Origin of the sequence: Companilactobacillus baiquanensis (assembly GCF_003946605.1) — a bacterium.
Lineage (GTDB): Bacteria > Bacillota > Bacilli > Lactobacillales > Lactobacillaceae > Companilactobacillus > Companilactobacillus baiquanensis.
On record NZ_RHOQ01000005.1, the window covers coordinates 1 to 19,473 of the forward strand.

20 protein-coding genes and 1 rRNA gene are annotated in these 19,473 nt (G+C 33.0%); 15 read left to right on the forward strand and 6 right to left on the reverse strand.

Annotated elements, in window-relative coordinates; all coding sequences use genetic code 11:
* The 8 genes from rrf to EKM77_RS08385 all read left to right on the forward strand — a co-directional run.
* Positions 1-77 (forward strand): 5S ribosomal RNA (rrf, locus tag EKM77_RS11235); the annotation flags it as partial.
* 324 nt (positions 78-401) lie between these two features.
* Complete coding sequence (locus tag EKM77_RS08355) at positions 402-2,024, forward strand: helix-turn-helix domain-containing protein (protein ID WP_225425214.1); 1,623 nt, start codon at positions 402-404, stop codon at positions 2,022-2,024.
* Between the two features lie 239 nt (positions 2,025-2,263).
* Entirely contained in the window at positions 2,264-3,451 is a 1,188-nt protein-coding gene (locus EKM77_RS08360) for an MFS transporter (protein ID WP_125593605.1), read from the forward strand.
* Position 3,452: 1 nt separating this feature from the next.
* On the forward strand, positions 3,453-4,352 hold the full coding sequence (locus EKM77_RS08365) for an alpha/beta hydrolase (RefSeq protein ID WP_125593606.1): 900 nt from the start codon (positions 3,453-3,455) through the stop codon (positions 4,350-4,352).
* 9 nt (positions 4,353-4,361) lie between these two features.
* On the forward strand, positions 4,362-4,829 hold the full coding sequence (locus EKM77_RS08370; protein WP_125593607.1) for a hypothetical protein: 468 nt from the start codon (positions 4,362-4,364) through the stop codon (positions 4,827-4,829).
* Positions 4,829-5,671, forward strand: coding sequence for a sulfite exporter TauE/SafE family protein (locus tag EKM77_RS08375; protein ID WP_125593608.1), 843 nt, complete (start codon positions 4,829-4,831; stop codon positions 5,669-5,671). The genes EKM77_RS08370 and EKM77_RS08375 overlap by 1 nt, the downstream gene beginning before the upstream one ends.
* Positions 5,671-6,021, forward strand: a complete 351-nt coding sequence (locus EKM77_RS08380; protein ID WP_125593609.1) for a DUF1634 domain-containing protein — start codon at positions 5,671-5,673, stop codon at positions 6,019-6,021. The genes EKM77_RS08375 and EKM77_RS08380 overlap by 1 nt, the downstream gene beginning before the upstream one ends.
* Before the next feature lie 66 nt (positions 6,022-6,087).
* Positions 6,088-7,017: a DMT family transporter gene (locus EKM77_RS08385; RefSeq protein ID WP_125593610.1), complete on the forward strand. Its 930-nt coding sequence runs from the start codon at positions 6,088-6,090 to the stop codon at positions 7,015-7,017.
* Between the two features lie 49 nt (positions 7,018-7,066).
* On the opposite strand, the gene nrdF is transcribed toward EKM77_RS08385, so the two are convergent.
* Genes nrdF through nrdH form a run of 4 tightly spaced genes read right to left on the reverse strand, consistent with a single transcriptional unit; the run spans position 7,067 to position 10,842 of the window.
* Complete coding sequence (gene nrdF, locus EKM77_RS08390; protein ID WP_125593611.1) at positions 7,067-8,068, reverse strand: class 1b ribonucleoside-diphosphate reductase subunit beta; 1,002 nt, start codon at positions 8,066-8,068, stop codon at positions 7,067-7,069.
* Positions 8,069-8,081: 13 nt separating this feature from the next.
* On the reverse strand, positions 8,082-10,253 hold the full coding sequence (gene nrdE / locus EKM77_RS08395) for a class 1b ribonucleoside-diphosphate reductase subunit alpha (protein WP_164507752.1): 2,172 nt from the start codon (positions 10,251-10,253) through the stop codon (positions 8,082-8,084).
* Positions 10,234-10,608: a class Ib ribonucleoside-diphosphate reductase assembly flavoprotein NrdI gene (nrdI, locus tag EKM77_RS08400; RefSeq protein WP_125593612.1), complete on the reverse strand. Its 375-nt coding sequence runs from the start codon at positions 10,606-10,608 to the stop codon at positions 10,234-10,236. Before nrdI ends, nrdE begins: the two co-directional genes overlap by 20 nt.
* 3 nt (positions 10,609-10,611) lie before the next feature.
* Positions 10,612-10,842 (reverse strand): glutaredoxin-like protein NrdH, encoded by a 231-nt coding sequence (gene nrdH / locus EKM77_RS08405; protein ID WP_125593613.1) that lies wholly within the window; start codon positions 10,840-10,842, stop codon positions 10,612-10,614.
* 260 nt (positions 10,843-11,102) lie between these two features.
* Between nrdH and EKM77_RS08410 the strand changes: the two genes are divergently transcribed.
* Positions 11,103-11,735, forward strand: coding sequence for an LVIS_2131 family protein (locus EKM77_RS08410; protein WP_125593614.1), 633 nt, complete (start codon positions 11,103-11,105; stop codon positions 11,733-11,735).
* Positions 11,736-11,774: 39 nt separating this feature from the next.
* Here EKM77_RS08410 and EKM77_RS08415 read toward each other — a convergent pair whose 3' ends face one another.
* The gene (locus tag EKM77_RS08415) at positions 11,775-11,984 is read right to left on the reverse strand and encodes a DUF2187 domain-containing protein (protein WP_125593615.1); all 210 of its coding nucleotides are present in this window, start codon (positions 11,982-11,984) and stop codon (positions 11,775-11,777) included.
* 87 nt (positions 11,985-12,071) lie between these two features.
* Here EKM77_RS08415 and EKM77_RS08420 point away from each other — a divergent pair, with 87 nt between their 5' ends.
* The 5 genes from EKM77_RS08420 to EKM77_RS08440 all read left to right on the forward strand — a co-directional run bounded on the left by EKM77_RS08420 (position 12,072) and on the right by EKM77_RS08440 (position 16,575).
* Positions 12,072-12,629: a guanylate kinase gene (locus EKM77_RS08420; RefSeq protein ID WP_125593616.1), complete on the forward strand. Its 558-nt coding sequence runs from the start codon at positions 12,072-12,074 to the stop codon at positions 12,627-12,629.
* Positions 12,630-12,860: 231 nt separating this feature from the next.
* The gene (locus tag EKM77_RS08425; protein ID WP_225425215.1) at positions 12,861-13,589 is read left to right on the forward strand and encodes a C40 family peptidase; all 729 of its coding nucleotides are present in this window, start codon (positions 12,861-12,863) and stop codon (positions 13,587-13,589) included.
* Positions 13,590-13,691: 102 nt separating this feature from the next.
* On the forward strand, positions 13,692-14,531 hold the full coding sequence (locus EKM77_RS08430) for a MurR/RpiR family transcriptional regulator (protein ID WP_125593617.1): 840 nt from the start codon (positions 13,692-13,694) through the stop codon (positions 14,529-14,531).
* 92 nt (positions 14,532-14,623) lie between these two features.
* A complete protein-coding gene (locus tag EKM77_RS08435) occupies positions 14,624-15,607 on the forward strand; it encodes a Gfo/Idh/MocA family protein (protein ID WP_125593618.1) in 984 nt (327 codons plus the stop codon).
* Positions 15,608-15,615: 8 nt separating this feature from the next.
* Positions 15,616-16,575, forward strand: coding sequence for an alcohol dehydrogenase catalytic domain-containing protein (locus tag EKM77_RS08440; RefSeq protein WP_125593619.1), 960 nt, complete (start codon positions 15,616-15,618; stop codon positions 16,573-16,575).
* Between the two features lie 65 nt (positions 16,576-16,640).
* Here EKM77_RS08440 and EKM77_RS08445 read toward each other — a convergent pair whose 3' ends face one another.
* Positions 16,641-17,450, reverse strand: a complete 810-nt coding sequence (locus EKM77_RS08445; protein WP_125593620.1) for an SDR family oxidoreductase — start codon at positions 17,448-17,450, stop codon at positions 16,641-16,643.
* 495 nt (positions 17,451-17,945) lie between these two features.
* Here EKM77_RS08445 and EKM77_RS08450 point away from each other — a divergent pair, with 495 nt between their 5' ends.
* Positions 17,946-19,460 (forward strand): xylulokinase, encoded by a 1,515-nt coding sequence (locus EKM77_RS08450; RefSeq protein ID WP_125593621.1) that lies wholly within the window; start codon positions 17,946-17,948, stop codon positions 19,458-19,460.
* Positions 19,461-19,473: the final 13 nt, after the last annotated feature.

Sequence of the window (19,473 nt, forward strand, 5' to 3'; positions counted from 1 at the left end):
CGAACACAGAAGTTAAGCTTCTTAACGCCGAAAGTAGTTGGTGGGAAACTACCCGCGAGGATAGGTAGTTGCCACGCAATTCTTAAAGGAAGGACATTTGTCCTTCCTTTTTTTTGTATATTTTTTTAACTTTACCTATTATTAATGAATTATTATTATATAATGATTAAAAAAGACTATACATATTGAACATAAGGCGTAAAATATCTTATGAGATATATTATATTTAATATTCTTTTAATACTATTAAATGTGTGTGTGTTAAATGCCGTTTTAACGGGCATATTGCCTAAAAGAAAAATTAAAACTCAATTGAGTATTAATTTCTCTTTTGGGTAATATGCAACAATGTTTATAAAATATAGTTTAATTTCTACTATAAAATAGTGATAACTACGGGGGTGAACATTTTGGATAGTTTTACTGATTTATTTTTATCAAAATCCGAAATTGAAAAAATTCAATTATTCAACAAAATCAGACTTATTAGAACCAGCCAATTGGCAAGTGCGGACCTAATTGGAACTTATCGAAATAGACATATAGTGGTTAAAGATATTAATCTTCGTAAGGCCGCTTATCAGATGAATAAGAGTTATGGAAGTGTTTATAATACCTTCTTAGGTATACAGGAAGACTTCAAGGAGATCATTGGTAAAGATGATTATACAGTAGAAGAAATGTTCACTGTTAGTCGTGACGCTTATCATGCTTATTTAACAACGAACTCTGATGGATATAAATTTCTTGATTCTATTGTTAAAGGAACTGAAACTTCATTTAGACATTTTTACACTAGTATGAATAGTAGTAAGGCTACCGTTTTACGTCATTTAAAGCCTGTTAGAAGTTATTTGAAACGTTTTGGAGTTAGAATCGCTTACGAGCCTATGCGTTTTGTTGGTGATGAGGAGGCTATTCGTCTATCTATTGCTGCATTATATTGGAATGCTACTCGTGGATACGTTTGGCCTTTTGAGGACTTTACTCAAGAGACTGCCTTTAAAGTTGTTGATATTGCCTTAGATAAATATCGTATGAAGACTATTAATAATATCACTAAATTATTTTATGCTTATGTTGTAATGGCACATCTATACCGCATTATTGGCGGCAATCATATGCAAAATATGGATGCTTTGAATGTCATTAATTATCCATTCCCTAATATTTTTGAAGGTGCTAGTGCCTTATTAGAAGGAAATACAGGTAATGATAGAGTACGAGAATTGAAACGTGCTATTAAAGAAGATGTCAGTTATGAAGAGCAAATGTTCCAATCTGCTGATTTTTACATTCTATTAATGTGTGTTCCAACTACCTTTGAAGTTTCAAGTGAATACTTACAAACTGTTTCTAAACAATTGGTAAGATATAATCCGCTGTTTGCTAATTTTATTGATGATTTCTTGGATCTTATTCCCATTGATGTGGAACAAACTGTTTCTGAGTTGGCTTTGTCTCATAAAGAATTTTTACGCTATAAGTATAATTTGACTACATGTATCATTGGCGTATTGGCCCTTGACCACAAGTATATAGAAATGCTTAATTTGTTCTCAGGTTTTGGTGATGCTGTAAGTAAGATTAAAGATGAGAACTTGGAAAGTAAGATCGAATCAACGGTTCAGCATCTAATGCTTCGTGATAAATATAGTTCTCTCAAGGGTAAATCTAAACTTATTTCAGAATCATTGTATTCAATTGCTTATAGATTTTTCTCTCTATACAATAAGAATTTAAAAGTTAAAATTTATCTAGAATTAGAGTCATTCTTCTTGGTTTATTCAGACCTTTCAGTTACTTTACAATCCTTGCCATATGCTAAGATCGTTAGTGATTCTAAGGATGCAGATATTATTGTTACTGCTAATAGCTCTGAAATACCGGAAGATAAAATTAAAAAAGATGCATGTATTTATCGTTGGATGTACAACGGTGTTGATGGTCAAATGGGTGGATTACTCAATTTGATTTATAAAATTTGGAGTGAAGAAAAGGTAGAACAAAATCCTGATCTCTAAGATGCAGTAGTTGCAACTTAGGAAATAATATATTATGATGGTGAATGTGCGATGAGTCGAGAGCCGCCGTATTTGGACGGCACTTGTGGTAGGATATCATGCACCACTCACCGTATTGTGAGCGATATCTTCAGTAGTTGTGTGAACCGACGTACTGATTGCTCGTATAGAGTACTACCGTCAGCCATGGTGAAAACCATGGCTTTTTTTATGAAAAATTTTATGAAGAGGTGAGAGATATGAGGTCACAAAGAAGATGGCTATTGATTTTAAATATGACTTTTAACATGGTGATGGGATTTATATTACCTGTTAATACCATTTTTATTCATAAGAATCTTCACGAACCACTCACGACTGCTGGTTTTGCATTAATGATCTATTCCATTTTGATGATGGTCGGTAATGCATTGGGAGGAGTCATGTTCGATAGATTTTCAAAGAGATGGACTCTATATATTGGATATTTTATTTCAGTATTTTCGTTGATCGTCATGTCTTTTCACCATGTATGGCCCTCATACGTTGTATATTTAATTCTTTTGGGATTTGGTATGGGAATCTCTTATACTGCAATAAATGCTTATACAGCGTTAGCAGCTGAACAAATGGTCGGCGATAGTCGAATAATTTTCAATAATATGTATTTAGCGGCTAACTTAGGTATTGCGATCGGTTCAACTGCCGTTGGATTTATTTTCAATGCTAGTATCTTTTTAACTTTCTTTATTCCAGTAGTTATTTTTATTTTATGTATAATTATTTTGGCATTTAAGGCTAGTCTTTTTGAAGAGAAAAATACACATAAAACGGGATCTAACAAATATGTCAGTGATGATGTGGAAGACCCACTTATTAAAATTGGTTTTAGAAGATTTAGATTAAATATTGTTATTTTATGTATTGCTATTCTGATCGTCTGGATCGGATATTCTCAATGGGATAGTAATATGTCGGTTTATATGCTCAATAAGGGATTTACTACTCGTGAATATGGCTTAACATTTACAATCAATGCTGGTTCACTATTAATTATTCAGCCAGTTATGAATCGTGTAGTTTCAAAAATGTTTAAATTATTAAGGACACAGCTATTATTAGGTATTTCTATTATGGGATTATCATTCTTAATTCTGCCAACGGCTAAAACTTACATGGCTTTTGTTATCAGTATGTTAATTGTTACAGTCGGTGAATCAATGGTATTTCCAACTATTCCTGCTTTACTTAGTAAATTTTCAACCAATAAAAACCGCGGAACATTCCAAAGTTTTTACAGTATGTTTGGTTCATTAGGAAGAGCTTTGGGTCCGTATGTAGGTAGTTTAGTAGTAACTTGGATGTCATTTGGTCATATGTTTTATGCGATTACTTTGATGATGTTATTAATTGCTGCAACAATGACCGGAATTAAAGAGTTAGAATAATATGATATTTATAATAATAATAGTTTTAATATTAGTGGCATTAGGTTTGAACAAATTCTTTTTATACATCCAAAAAAGAGGTTCTAGTGCCTTAGGATCTAATCCGCCCAATATAAAACGCGACCCAGGTTTAGATAAAAAAACAGCAGAATTTTTAAGAATCGAAAAAAAAGAATGGAAGATCAAATCAAAATTTAATCAAAATGAACTTTATGCTTGGTTTACCGAAGCAAAACAGCCGACAAATACAACTGTTATTTTAGTTCATGGGTTTGCGGTCGATCATAATTCATTGAATATTCATGCCCAACTATTTTATAACTTAGGTTATAATGTTTTGCAGATCGACAACCAAGCGGCCGGTAAAAGTTCTGGTAAATATATGGGATATGGCTATATTGAGAGTCTGGATCTTATTGACTGGATCGATGAATTAAAAAATAGACGTCCGAATGAAGAAATAATCCTCTTTGGTGCCTCAATGGGAGCGGCAACTGTGATGTTGGTCAGTCCTAAAGTAGATGGAAAAGTTAAAGCAATTATTGAGGATTCTGGCTACACTAGTACCAAGGACATTTTGTCTTATCATGCTCAAAATATGTATCATATTAAAGGTCGATGGCTGATCAATGGTATATCTTTATTTTCTAAAATTAGAGCGGGTTTTTTCTATGGTCAGGCAGATTGTATGAAAGCTTTAAAAAAGAATAAAATCCCCATATTATTTATGCATGGTCAAAATGACTTTACAGTTCCGTTTGAAATGGAAGAAAAGTTATACACCTGTGGAAAATTCTTTAAAGAAAAATATGTCAGTCAAGGTGTTCATATTCGTAGTTACTACATCGATTCGATAAATTACCAAAAAGCTGTGGAAAAGTTTTTGCAACATGATCAATAGGAGAAAATTATGAAAATAAATATTAAAGAATTCATGGAAAAAATCGAAAATAACGAATTTAAACAAGATCATTTTGAAATAAGTAAAGACGATCTTTTACAATCTGATTCGTGGGTTTTAGAACAAGCTAAAGCAATTTTGGATAAGGATGAGGAATTGTCACAAGTAATGATCCATGTTGCTGATGCGGAATTTGATATTGATTTCTACTTAGAGACTGGTGTTATTAACTTGCCATTTGATGATGCTAAAAAAGTTACTCATTTCTTTGAAGATGAGGAGATCGTTGATACGAAAATTTATCTTTCAACTAGATGCGATTATTTGAACGCCTCGAAGTTTCATATTGATTTAATTTCAGAAAATAAGCTAGAAAATAGTGAAATCAAGAAAACTTTGGATATAATGAAAGAGAACTATCAAACTAGTTTGGAAAATTTCAATAATAAGGATGAATCAGAAACCGAGGAAAAGTAATGAATTCAATGTTACTGATATTATTAATGGGACTTTTTGCCGGATGCCTAGGCGCAATTTTAGGTATTGGCGGAGGGATGATCATTACACCGATTTTAACCATTATGATGGGATTGGATATTAAATATGCGATCGGTGCTAGTATTATTTCTGTTATTGCTACGAGTTCAGGATCAACCATTGCTTACTTAAAAGATGATATGTTAAATCTTCGTGTAGCTATGTTTTTGGAGATTGCCACTACTGTTGGGGCGATTATGGGTGCTTTATTAGTTGGACTCTTCTCCAGTTCTTTCCTATATGTTTTGTTTGGATTTTTCTTACTTTATTCAACTTACAATATGATTCGTAAGTTAATGGATAAAAAAGGTGAGAATGTTTATACGGGACATGATCCAATTGTTGACAAGCTTAATCTGGCGAATACTTACTACGATAAATCAGAACAAAAACAGATAGATTATTCGATGAAGAATGTACCAGGTGGATTTATCATGATGTGGGCAGCCGGTCTTGCTAGTGGATTGCTTGGTATTGGTAGTGGTGCTTTTAAAGTTATCGCTATGGACACCATTATGAAAATGCCATTAAAGCCATCTAGTGCTACTAGTAATTTAATGATGGGAGTAACCGCTGCTGCAAGTGCGACAGTTTATTTCTTTAATGGATCTATTAGACCAGATATAGCTGGTCCTTTAGCAATCGGTGTTTTAATTGGTGCTACGATCGGTGCTAGAATTATGCAAGTGCTCAAACCAAAAATTATTAGAATGATCTTTGTACCTATTATTCTTTATATGGGTGTTCAGATGGTTCTTAAAGGATTTGGGGTGAACCTATAATGCATGAAGAAATGAGAAAAGTTGAATTAATTATTGGCAAAATTTTACGTATTGGTGTTGTTACTTCAGCAATTGTTATTTTAATTGGAATTGCACTTTATTTCTTAAACGGTAGCGGATATGCAAATGGTTTTCCAACTAGATTTGGAACTATTTTAAGTGGTATTGTTGCAGGAAAATCATACGCGATTATTATGTTGGGAATTTTCTTATTGATTTTGACTCCTGTATTACGGGTCGTTGTTTCAATTTATGCATTTTATAAGGAAAAGGATAAAATGTATGTGGTCATTACAACAATCGTTTTGGTTATTTTGATTGTTGCTATGTTGTTAGGTTATAGAAGTTAAAAAGTCCGTCAAATTTATATTTGAGGGGCTTTTTTAGTACAATAAGGTGAATCAGGAGATGATAATATGTTGGCAATTGCAATTGGTTTGATTATTGGAATCGGACTTCCCCTTCAAACTAGTATTAATTCACGTTTAAAAATAGCTTTAGGTTCACCATTTTTAGCATCATTAACGTCTTTTACTATCGGAACTATTTTGTTAGCAATTATAACTTTAATAATTGACCACGGTTTATTTTTCCCAATCAAATTGTTTGTACAACAGCCGATTTGGTTATGGATAGGTGGAATATTTGGAGTTACTTATCTAACGGCTAATATATTGTTATTTCCTAAACTTGGTAGTGTTCAGACAGTTATCATGCCTATTTTAGGGCAGATAGTTATGGGGTTATTAATAGATAATTTTGGATTATTTTATTCTTTAAAGAGTCCGTTAACTATTACAAGATTTTTTGGTGCCATTTTAGTTTTATTAGGTGTAATAGGTGCGGTTTCAATTAATGAACTTATAAATAAAAGACATCATAGAATGGACAGTGAAAGCTCTGGTTTATTTATTTGGAGAATGTTTGGAGTTATCGCGGGGATGTTAGGTGCTGCTCAGTCAGCCATTAATGGTCATTTAGGAGCGGTACTAAATTCAACAGTCAAAGCAGCATTTCTTTCCTTTTTTGTGGGAACGATTTGTATTTTGCTGATTGTTATCTTTATTCATCCTAAATTGCAATTAAATAAGGCTAAAAATGGTAATCCCTGGTGGATGTGGATCGGAGGAATTATTGGCGGGCTTTATATTTTAGGTAATGTTTATTTAGTTCCCATAATTGGTACAGGACTTTCAGTAGTAATTATTTTATTAGGATTAATGATCGGTAGTTTGATAATTGATCAATTCGGTATCCTTGAATCGAAGAGAAATCCGGTTACAGTTGCACAAGTTCTAAGTTTGTTAGTAATGATCAGTGGAGTTGCTTTAATTAGATTATTTTAAAATTGAGTATTAAAAAAGATCCTGCGAAAATTCGCAGGATCTTTTAATGTTATTTCTTTAATTTATTAATTAATGAATTACCGTCTTTTAAACCGATATCATAATCAGAATCTTTCATAGCTTCAACTTTACCCATCAAGTAACCATTACCAACTTGTGAGAAGAAGTCATGGTTACTAGTACCTGTTGAGATACCATTCATAACGATAGGATTAACATCTTCAGCATTACCATCTGGGAATAATGGACTTTGGCCTAGATTCATCAAAGCTTTATTAGCGTTATATCTTAAGAAGACCATAACTTCGTCTACCCAGCCGACTTTATCATAAAGTGTCTTTGTATATTGTTCTTCGTTATCATAAAGCTGATATAAGAAGTCATACATCCAGTCACGCATTTTATCTTGTTCATCAGAACTTAACTCATTAAACCCTAATTGGAATTTATAACCAATATAAGTACCGTGAACTGATTCGTCACGAATAATTAGTTTAATGATTTCAGCGACGTTTGCTAGTTTATTATTTCCTAAATAATAAAGTGGTGTATAAAAACCAGAATAGAATAGGAAACTTTCTAGGAAAACACTGGCAACTTTCTTCTCTAAAGCAGTACCGTTTTGATAAACATCATTAATGAATTTAGCCTTCTTTTGAAGGTGTTCATTGTGATCAGTCCATTCAAAGATTTCTTCAATTTCTTCGGCACTATTTAAAGTACTAAAAATTGATGAATAACTCTTAGCGTGGACTGATTCCATGAATTGAATATTATTAAAAACAGCTGTTTCTGCTTGAGTACGAACGTTTTTAAGCATTGCTTGAATACCATCTTGAGATTGTAATGTATCAAGTAGTGTTAGTCCTCCAAAAACGTGTCCGACAACAGTTTGCTCTTCTTTACTTAAAGTACGCCAATCATCTAAATCGTTGGACAAAGGTATACGTGTATCTAACCAGAACTGAGAGGTCAACTTTTCCCATGTAGCTTTGTCTACGACATCCTCGATTTTGTTCCAGTTCATGGCCTTATAATACGTATCAACCATTTAAAAATTCCTCCTAAATTGAGCAGCTTTCACATTCATTACTGCCGATTTCATCATTGTTCTCTGTAAATGTTCTAACATAATAAAGTGATTTAATGCCTTTATAATATGCATAATTACGAAGAATGCTTAAATCACGTGTAGTTTGTTTAGAATCAGTTTTCCATTCGTAAATACCTTCTGGAATTTCTGAGCGCATAAATAATGTCAAACTCATACCTTGATCAACATGTTCTTGTGCTGATGCATAAACGTCGATAACTTTTCGCATATCAGTGTCATAAGCAGATTTGTAGAATTTAATTGTATCATTATCTAGCAATGGAGCAGGGAAATATAATTTACCGTTTTTCTTCTCTTGTCTTTCCTCAACTAGACGAGTTACAGGCTGTAAACTGGCACTTGTATTATTGATATAAGAAATTGATCCGTTAGGAGCAACCGCTAAACGATAAGCATTATACAATCCGTCTTTCATCACGCTATCCTTTAGTTTAGACCATTCTTCTTGTGTAGGCATATCAATTCCTGCAAATAGTTTTTTCACAAGTTCGGATTTTGGCGCAAAACTAGTATTTATATACTTGTCAAAATATGATCCATTTGCATAAGCAGATTTTTCAAAATTATAAAATGTTTCATTACGTTCCTTAGCAATTTCATTACTTTCTACTAAGGTCCAGTAATTTAATAGCATGAAGTAGACGCCGATAAACTCGATAGATTCAGGTGAGCCATATTCAATATGCTGACTAGCAAGATAAGTATGCAGACCCATAGCTCCTAAACCGATTGAATGATTTAACTTGTTACCATTTGCGACTGAAGGAACAGCTTGAATATCAGAAACATCACTGACATAAGTTAAAGCTCTAGTCATAGCACGAATGGATTTACCGAAGTCTGGTGTCTTCATCATATTGTAAATATTGGTTGAACCAAGGTTACAACTGACATCAGTACCCATTTTGACATATTCTTGAGCGTCGTTGATCTCTGAAGGAGTTTGTACTTGTTGGATCTCAGTACAAAGATTACTCATAATAACTTTACCTTCGATTGGATTATCACGGTTAACAGTATCAATGTTTAGGACATATGGATAACCAGATTCTTGTTGTAACTTACTGATTTCATCTTCTAGTTCACGAGCATTGATCTTATATTTTTTAATACGAGGATCTGCGACCATGTTGTCATATTCTTTTGTGATATCGATATATGAGAATGGTTTTCCATATACTCGTTCAACAGAATATGGGCTAAAGAGATACATGTCAGCATCTTCTCTGATTAATTCATAATATTTATCAGGCACGATCACACCTAGAGAAAGAGTTTTAACACGGATCTTTTCATCAGCGTTCTCTTTTTTAGCGGAGAGAAAGTCAATAATATCAGGATGGAAAACATTTAAATAAACAGCTCCAGCACCTTGTCTTTGACCTAATTGATTACTATAACTAAAACTATCTTCAAGTAACTTCATAACTGGTAAAACACCAGATGATGAGTTAGCAACTCCTTTAATAGGTGAACCTGATTCACGCAAATTAGATAGAGTAATACCAACACCTCCACCAATTCTAGAAAGTTGTAAAGCACTATTGATGGTGCGTCCAATACTGTTCATGTCATCAGTAACTTGTAATAAGAAACAAGATACGTATTCTCCACGACGTTTTCTACCAGCATTTAGAAAAGAAGGTGTTGCAGGTTGATAACGTTGTTCGATCATTTCAATTGCTAAAGTTTTAGCTAGTTTTTGATCGCCATGAGCGTAAAGAAGAGCATTAAAAAGAATTCTCATTTCGTAATTCTCTAAATACAGATCACCGTCATCAGTTTTTAAAATATATTGATTATAAAGTTTATAGGCTGCCATAAATGATTTAAATTGAAAATGTTTAGCAAGTAATTCTTGATAAAGGTCTTCAATAAAGTCAAATGGATATTCAGCTATGACATCTTTTTCAATGAAATTATTATCGATCAAATAGTCGATATGTTCTTTAAAAGAAGCAAATTTTTTAGTGTTAGGCTCAACGTTTTCGGTAAAGAAGGCTTTAATAGCCTCACGATCCTTGTTTAATGGAATTTTACCGTCTACAGGGATGTTGATCTCATTATTTAATTTAAAATAAGTTACTTTAGTTACGTCTAGATTATTTAGTCCCAAGGTCATTCACTACTTTCTTAAAATTTTCTACGTCTTTGTTAGTACCATTAAATTCAAACTCGAAAACAACTGGGACATTTAGTCCAGTAGCTATATCTCGTGCTGTGTGGTTATACAGAGTATTAAAGTTCCTATTGCCGCCGCCAGCAACTCCGATACAATTGTCATGATTTGTCTTATATTGAAGAAAATCAATCACAGAATCCATCATATCATCATCATAGGCTGGGACAATAAGAATAAATTGCCGACCCATTTCGTGGAACGGATCGGCATCGTTTATTTCATATCCTGTAAAACCAGTTTTGTTCATAAAACGTCTAGTTTGACCAGTTATTGAGTAAAAAGCTATATCAACCATAATTTAGCCTACTAATTCCTTTAAACTATCTGGACGAAATCCAACAATTGGAGCGTTATTATCTTGCATAACGATGGGAACACTCTTAAAACCTTGTTGCTTTAGAGTATCTAAATATTTAGGATCTTGATTAATATTTCTTTCTTCAAAGTTAACATTGTGTTCTTTGAGAAATCTCTTTGTCATCTTGCATTGCATGCAATTATTTTTACTATATACGATTACGTTATTCATGGTCTGATACCTCTTTTGATGTTAATGTCATGTTCTAGTATAAAACATTCGTTCTCCTTAACACAACATATAGTTACTAAAATTTATAAAATATACTATATGATGTATGGTAAAGCCTAGTATTGCAATATCTTTCAGATAAGCTCTCAATTTATTATAATTAAGCAGAGTCGTGGTAAAATTACCGTAATGACTATTATAGAATTATTAGTTAAAATTGAAAGTGCTTAAAGACAATTAATTTTAGTTGGGAGAAAATTATGAGTTCTTGGAATTTAATAGGAATTATTGCATGGGTTATTGTCATTGCCTTGCTAGTATGGGTCGTTTTCAATATTAGAAATCGTCACTTAAAGTTATTGGTAGTAAAAAAAGAAAAAATCACTTGGAAAACAGTTTTGACTGACTTAATTGAAATTATTGTCGTTATTGCAGCTGTTGTAGGGATGTTGTATGCATGCCTATTTTCAAATGCAGATTTGAGTAGTAAAAAAGATATTTCAATGTCCTATAAATATGAACCGATGATCATTCAGACAACAGAAGATGGTCAAGGATACTATGTCAAAATAAGTAAGGGTAATTCTCATGGTAACAATGATGTTTATCAGTATTGGGTAAATAATTCTACTTATAATGTATCTAGTCGAGATGCAACCATTTCTGATGCTACTCTGCCATTTAATGTTTCTGGTGTACGAATCAGTTGGCCAGTGAATAAATTTAAACATATGGATGATAAGTATCAATCAGCTTATGTTATTACTGCTCAAGCAAAGTATAAAAAGAATTTTGTAAATGGACTCGGCTTAAAAGCTGGACGTTTAGCTACAGAATATCGTGTGTTACGAGTACCAGCGCGTTCGTTTATTGATGTAAGTCATGATAAGTAATAAAAGAGGGGGTATCGTTTGACGATACTCCCTCTACTATTATTTAGTTTTTTTCATTTTCTTAATACTTACAACTATTTTATTGTTTAGTTCCATTTTGTTGGAATTATCTTTAGGATCATTTTCAACAATTTCCATTAAAGCTGAATGTTCGTAAATCTTTTCGACTTTTCCTTTAAATGGGTGATCCATATCTTCATCTACTTTACATTCGTAAATGTCGCCGACTTTCAAATCTTCTATTTTCATGAACAAGATCTCCTAAATTTTTACTTAACAGCATAGTATATTAATATAGTAGAATAAAAAATTCAAATTTAAAACTAGGGTAATCCAATGAATAAAAAAATTATTGTCATAACTGGAGCTAGTGGTACGGGAAAAACGACCATTAGCCATTACTTAAAAGAAAAATATCAAATTCCTAATGTTATTACACATACTACTAGAATGCCGCGTAATGGGGAGAAAAATGGGATTGACTACTATTTTGAAACAAATGAGAGCTTTTCTGAAAATCACTACTTAGAAAAGGTTGAATATAGCGGACATAAATATGGTTCTTCTGAAGAAGGACTAGAATCAATGTGGAGTAAAGTTGATGTTGCCAGTATTGTCGTTGACACAGCTGGAGCAATTGCATACAAGAAGAAGTATGGTGAAAAGGCGATCGTTATATTTTTAGAATTGGATCTGCCTAATTTAGCTAAGAGATTGAAGAAACGCGGCGATACTCCGGATAAAATTATCCAGAGAATCAATAGTGAAGAATTCAATCGTGATCTGAAAATACCGCAAGAATTACAAGGAAAATCTTACGAAATAGTCAATAAAGACATGAATATTACTAAAATGAAGGTCGATAAGCTATTAAATGACCTAAATATCAATTAAATTACATATAAAAATAAGACCTCTAAACACTGTTGCATCAATGCTTAGAGGTCTTTTGTATTATTAAAGTAATAAAGTGTAACATTCTTATACAATTGCTGTAACAATTCTGAAATATTCGGAGAGTATTATAGTCATCGTTGAGTGATAAGGAAACATTAATTAAGAAAATTTAAACATTTATAAAAAAAACAAAAAACAAAAAAACAAACCATTCGGGGGATTTCAATTTTGAATACTAAAATTAAAAAGAGTTTAATTTCATTTACAGCAGCTGCTTCATTGGCAGTTACAGGTTTAGGTATGACAGGTCTAACAACACATGCCGCAACACAAATCATTACAGACAACGTACCTTCAGTAGTTACTGCTAACAAGACAGCTATGCTTTACAAGACACCTTCTAAAGATGGTGACACAACAGGACGTGCTATTGCTGCTAATACTCCTTGGGCTGTTGGCCAAGAAGCTATGGATGACCAAGGTAATATCTGGTACTTCATTGGTACTGACGCATGGGTACAAGCATCAGACGTTACAACAAACACAGAAGCTACACAATCAGCTGACGACTCAGCTACACAAGCTGCAACAACAGAATCAGCTGCTGATACAGTAATCAGTACTGCTAAACAATATATTGGTACACCATATGTATGGGGTGGTAAGACACCAAGTGGTTTTGACTGTTCAGGTTTCACATCATACGTATTCAACGAAGCATTAGGTAAGAGCATTGGTTCATACACTGTTGCCCAAGAAGGTGCCGGTACACAAGAATCAGTATCACAAGCTTCAGCCGGAGATCTATTATTCTGGGGTAGCAAAGGTTCAACATACCACGTAGCTATCTACTTAGGTAACAACCAATACATCGCTGCTCCAAAGCCTGGTGATTCAGTTAAGGTTGCTACAATCTCAAGTTACTTCATGCCTTCATTCGCTGTTAAAGTTTTGTAGGATAAGTAATTTAACAATAAATTCAAAATTAAAATCCAAGACTGCCAATTTGGCGGTCTTTTTTTTATACATTTCTGATAAGATGACTTCAAGAGGGAAAATATGAAAAGCAAAAAAAATATTATTGATATTATTTATGAAAAACTACCCCAAATGTCTACCACGGATAAAAAAATTGCTCAAGTTATTATAGAGAATTCTGAAAAAGTTGTTGATTTTACAATAGCCCAGTTAGCCCACAAAGCTGATGTCAGTGAGGCATCTGTTTCTAGGTTCTGTAAAAATATCGATATTAGTGGATTTCATCAGTTAAAAATAAAATTGGCACAAATTTCAAATCAAAACGATGGATTTAAATCAGTCAATGGATCAGATTTACAAAAATCCTTATCTAATATTATTGATAATAAATCTTTAGAGATAAGAAAAACCATAGAGAATTTATCTGAAGAAGATTTAAAGCAGATTCTAAAAATATTGACTGATGCTAGAATAATTCAGTTCACTGCTGAAGGAAATACCTATCCCGTTGTTGAAGATGCCATTTATAAGTTCAATCAAGTAGGAATATTAGCGATCGGTAATTCCTCCTGGGAAACTTCATTAGCCCAAACTATGAATTTAAATAATAATGACGTTTTGATAGTTATTTCAAATTCTGGCGAATCTAAAGAATTGTTAGAACAAATCAAAGTGGCTCATCAAAAAAATATTCAAGTTATTTCTATAACGAATCGAGCTGATTCTCCTATTGCAAAGCAATCTGAATTTCACTTAATGACATCAGTTCGTCAAAAGGTTTTTCAATCAGAATATTATTTCTCTAGGATTGCAGCGGGAACATTAATTGAGACAATTTTTTTGTTATTAGTTTCAAAAGATAAGTTTCGACGTGATCAAATAGTCAAACACGAAGAAATAATAGCGGATCGAAAAATTTAAAGAATTGACAAATTTCAAAGAGCGGCCTATTATGAAATTAAATTTCATATATATTTTTAAAATGAAATATTATTTCTAAAGGAGAGCGCAAAATGAAATATAATTGGGGAATGATTGGAACTGGTTGGATCGCGCATGAGATGGCAGATGCTTTAAATAAAGTTAATGGAACAATTTATGGAGTGGCTGATTTAAATGAAGCTAAGTTACAAAAATTTGCTTCAGAAAAGAAAATTTCAAATACTTATGTAGATCCTGATGAAATGATAAATGATCCTAAAATAGATATTATCTATATCGCCACATCTCACACTTATCATTTTGATTACATTAAAAAGGCTTTAAATGCTGGAAAACATGTTTTTTGTGAAAAAGCCATAACAGTCAATGCTAAACAATTTGATGAGGTAAAAACGTTAGCTGATCAAAAAAATTTAATTTTGACCGAAGGTCTTACATTATTACATATGCCAATCTATGATGATGTTAAAAATCTAATTTCTTCTGGAGCTATCGGTGACGTTAAATTAGTTCAAGTTAATTTTGGAAGCCTGAAAGACTATGACCCCAATAATCGTTTCTTCAATAAGGATCTTGCAGGTGGAGCATTACTAGATATCGGTGGCTATGCAACAGCTTTTGCTAGAAGTTTTCTCAAAGAACAACCAAATAATATTTTAACGACGGTTAAATATTTTGAAACAGGAGTAGATGAACAGTCAGGAATAATTTTGAAAAATTCATCTGAACAAATGGCAGTTATGGCATTGTCTATGCGTGCTAAACAACCTAAAAGAGGAGTTATTTCTGGAACTAAGGGGTATATCGAAATCGACAATTACCCACGAGCTACTTCGGCTAAAATAACTTATACAAAAGACGCTCACACACAAACAACACAAACTATAACCTCAGGAGATTCTAATGCTGCGCTAGAATATGAAGTATCTGATATGCAAAGTTATGTAGATAACGGATATGATAATGGGCAACTTAAATTGTCAGGTGAGGTTACACATATTTTGGATAGTGTAAGAAATGAATGGGGCATGAAATATCCATTTGAGTCAAAATAGGAGAAATTATGAAAGCAGCTTATATTGATAAAGTAGGTTCATATCAAGAAATTAAAGTCGGTGAATTACCTGTTCCAAAGATAGATTCCTTAGAAGTGTTAGTAAAAATTGATTATGTTTCAGTTAACCATGTTGATACTTTCGTGAGGTCTGGTGGATATCAGACTAAGTTGAGTTATCCATTCGTTATTGGTAGAGACGCGATTGGAGTAGTGCAAGACATTGGTAGTCAGGTCGATGAATTTAAAATAGGTGATCTTGTTTGGACTAACAGTATGGGATATGACGGTAGAAATGGAGTAAGTAGTGAATATGCCGCTATCCCTGTTGATCGGCTGTTTAAGGCACCTGACGTTGACGAAAAACAGTTGATTGCGTCAGTCCATTCATCAGCCACAGCGCAAATACTTTTAGCAGATATTTTGAAAGTAAAATCCAATAAGTCCATCTTGATCGAAGGCAGCGCAGGCCACGTTGGAACTAAGTTGTTGCAAATAAGTAAAATATTAGGTTTAAATGTTGCGACTACTAGTAATAGAAGAGATTTTGAGCGTTTGAAAGAATTGGGAAGTGATCAGCTGATTGATTATCATCAAAGTGTTACAGAGATAGGTAATACTTTTGATTATATTATTGATACTTCTGGGAAAGTAGATCTTAATGATAATCTTCATTTGCTGAAGTTATACGGTCAAATTGGGATGATAACAGCACCTAAATCGGATAAATTTAGTTTTGATGTTAGAAATTTTTACACTAATGCTAAAAGTATTAAAGGCTTTGTTATTAGTCATGCTAGTTTGGAGCAGTTAAGGGGTGCTGGTAGAGCGCTGAATCGATGTTTTGAAAAAGGACAGCTGCTTGATGATGATATTTTGGAACTGCCTTTGAGTGATGCTGGTGAGGCTCATAGGATGCTTGAGAATGGGCTGGATAGTGGTAGGAGAGTTGTTTTAGATTTGAAATAAACAAAAAAAGATTGTTTTCTAAGATGAAAATCTCAGAAAACAATCTTTTTTTGTGTAATTTAAATTTATCCGCGAGACTTTCCACCAGACACATTTACAGTCTGTCCAGTCATATATCCTGCTCGATCTGACAAGAAGAATGCAACTAAGTTTGCGACTTCGCTCAATTTTCCACTTCGTCCAAGTGGAATGGTTGATGTTTTGGAATATCCAGCTCTAAGTTCTTCTACTGTTTTATGTCTTGAGTAAGCTAATGCGGTTTCATAATCTATTGTTCTTAAACCAGTTGCCTCAAGGACACCGGGAGCAACACCAATAACTCTAACATTATATTGTCCTAATTCTTTTGCCCAGGCGCGTGTGAATCCATTAATTGCACCTTTTGTTCCTGAATAGATGCTTGCACCTTGGGAACCTTCGAGGCCTGATTCTGATGACATATTTACGATTGATCCATTTTTTTTGTCTACTAATATTTTTGCTACGGCAGATGACATTAAGAATGTACTTTTAACATTTACGTTAAACATTTTATCAAAATTAGCTTCATCTATAACATATTTGCCGTTAGGATCTGTTGGATCGACTAAGACTCTTGGTATATTAATTCCAGCATTATTTACTAATCCGTCAACGGTGTTAAATTTTTCCAGTGTTTCATTGATTAAATTAGTAACATCGGCTTCATTAGTAACATCCGTTTTTACATAAAGTAAGTTTTTATTTGAAGTAGGTCCTTCTTTTAGATCTGCGTTAACTACATTTGCACCATCTGTAAGTAATTCATTTACGATTGCTTCTCCAATACCAGAGGAACCTCCAGTAACGATAAATGTTTTTCCTTTAATCTCTAACCAATTATTTTCTATTGTCATTTGTTTTTCCTTTCGATGATTAATGAAATATGTAGTGTCAGATATTATTAAAAGTATTAAACAACAAAGTTGGGAAGGGAGGAAGTTAATTGAACAATACGAAAATATTAAATGGCAAAAAAATTTGTCATTGATTCTTCTATTTACGTACAAATTAAATTTACCACATTTTTTGCAAATGTCCACATTAATGACAAAAAATATTTGCAAACGGTAAAAAATATAGGTTTAAACAACATTAATCCAAATTAATAAACAATAATTAAAAAAATTAAAGACATTTATTTGTGAAATGGCTCTAACTAAGCAAATTAATACTTTATTTATTTGTCAAACTTTGTATTAATGCAAATAAAATATTGCAATTGCCAAAATATATGCTAAGATATCGTTGTAGTGCACGAGATATAAATTGTTAACAACGAATCAGGGATTTATTTGAGCGTTCATTAAATAATGATCATTGGTTTCCATGTCTAGAAAGGCGGTACTTAATTGGCAGATAAACTTTTATTAGGTATAGATGTTGGAACTTCCTCATGTAAAGTAACTATTTTTAATTTAAAGGGTGAAGTTGTAGCACAAGAGTCCTCGGATCATAAAACATATTACCCACATGATGGATGGGTGGAACAAGATCCTATGGAATGGTGGGATGGGATTTGCAGATCCATTAAAAAAATTAAAAGTAATGGAAATATTAATTTTAATGATATCGCTGGGATTGGATTGGATGGCCAGAGTTGGTCAGCAATTCCTATTGATAAAAATGGAAATGTTTTGGATAGAACTCCAATTTGGATGGATACAAGAGCAAGTAAAATTTGTGATGATTTAGTGCAGCAAATTGGGAAAAAAGAAATATTTGATATTTCTGGAAACGATTTGCATCCTACCTACTCACTTCCCAAAATTTTATGGTTAAAAGAGAATAAATCAGATATTTTTAATAAAACTGTAAAATTTTTACAATCAAATAGTTTTATAGGATATAAGTTGACAGGAGTCATGTCACAAGATCCATCGCAGGCTTATGGATTATATTTTTACAACATGAGAACTGGAAAATATGACTTAGATTTATTAAAGAAATTTAAATTAAGCATTGATTTATTTCCCGAAATAATGAATTGTGATCAAGTCATAGGAGTTATCAATTCCGAATCTTCCGAGGAAACTGGATTACCAATTGGAATACCAGTTGTAGCAGGTGGATTAGACGCTGCTTGCGGAGCATTAGGTGCTGGCGTCATTTCATCAGGACAAACACAAGAACAAGGTGGTCAATCAGGTGGTATGAGTTTATGCCTAAATGAGGATGAATATAAATCTGATCCTAGATTGATTTTAAGTCGTCATGTTATTCCTAATAAATTATTGCTACAAGGTGGAACAGTTGGTGGCGCAGGAGTTGCTCGTTGGTTATTAAAGAATTTTTGCAAAGAAGAGCAATTAGAGTCTGAGAAAAATGACTCTAATCCTTTTCACGAAATGGATATTACAGCAGTCAAAACTAAACCCGGAGCTGATGGATTAATTTTTCTTCCTTACATGTCAGGAGAAAGGTCCCCAATTTGGAATGCTAAAGCAAAAGGAATCTATTATGGATTGGATTTTTCCAAGACTAGAGGTCATTTGATTCGTGCTAGTTACGAAGGCGTTGCCTATTCTTTGGAACATAATTTAAAAATTGCCGAAGAATCTTCAGCAAATATTCAGGAGCTATATGCCATGGGTGGAGCAGCAAATAGTGTTTTTTGGACACAGATAAAGGCTGATGTAACGGGTAAAAGAATATTAGTTCCAAGTTCCGATACAGCAACCACACTTGGAGCAGCAATTTTGGCTGGTATTGCGATAGGTGCTTATTCAAGTTATGAAGACGCGATTAATAAGACTGTGGAAATAAAGAAAATCTATGAACCAAATCCAGATAATAAGGCTACGTATAAAAAAGGATTTGAAAAATATTTACAAATTTATGATAATTTAAAAATTTTAATGAAATAATTTCAAAATAAGG